This is a genomic window from Pseudacidovorax intermedius (assembly GCF_001476815.1).
GTDB lineage: Bacteria > Pseudomonadota > Gammaproteobacteria > Burkholderiales > Burkholderiaceae_C > Xenophilus > Xenophilus intermedius_A.
Window position 1 is genome coordinate 1 of sequence record NZ_LDSL01000244.1, and the last position, 735, is coordinate 735.

2 pseudogenes are annotated in these 735 nt (G+C 66.5%); one reads left to right on the plus strand and one right to left on the minus strand.

The window, feature by feature from the left end:
• A pseudogene (locus NS331_RS24905) lies at positions 1–221 on the minus strand (enoyl-CoA hydratase-related protein); the annotation flags it as partial.
• A gap of 2 nt (positions 222–223) precedes the next feature.
• Between NS331_RS24905 and NS331_RS24910 the strand changes: the two are divergent.
• Positions 224–559: pseudogene (locus NS331_RS24910) on the plus strand (enoyl-CoA hydratase-related protein); the annotation flags it as partial.
• Between the last annotated feature and the right edge of the window lie 176 nt (positions 560–735).

Consider the following 735-nt stretch of genomic DNA (forward strand, 5'->3'; position numbering starts at 1 on the left):
TTCTGCATGATTTCGGCACACCACCTCGCCACCTCGGCGTCGAGCTCGCCGTGCGGCACGACGGCGTTCACCATGCCCATGTCCAGTGCCTGCTGGGCGGTGTAGCGGCGGCACAGGAACCAGATCTCGCGCGCCTTCTTCTCGCCGACCACGCGGGCAAGGAAGGCAGTGCCGAAGCCGGGGTCCACCGAGCCGACCTTGGGACCAACTTGGCCGAAGACGGGCCCGCGTGGTCGGCGAGAAGAAGGCGCGCGAGATCTGGTTCCTGTGCCGCCGCTACACCGCCCAGCAGGCACTGGACATGGGCATGGTGAACGCCGTCGTGCCGCACGGCGAGCTCGACGCCGAGGTGGCGAGGTGGTGTGCCGAAATCATGCAGATGAGCCCCACGGCCATCGCGATCGCCAAGCGCTCGTTCAACGCCGACTCCGATTCCATCCGCGGCATCGGCGGCCTGGGCATGCAGGCCCTGAGCCTCTACTACGGAACAGCCGAATCGCACGAAGGCGTGGCGGCTTTCCTAGAGAAGCGCAAGCCTAACTTCCGCAGCAAAATCTGATCTTCGGCGTCTGGTTTTCGGCGGTAGAGCGAAAGAGGGGCGGTCATCGCGAGATGGCCCCCCCTTTTGCTTTGGGGCCGGCCCACTCGCGCAAGGCAGGCCGGCTGCCGTCAGATGCTCGTCACGAGTTCCGGCACGGCCGTGAACGGGTCCGCCTCGAGGCCGTAGTCGGCCAC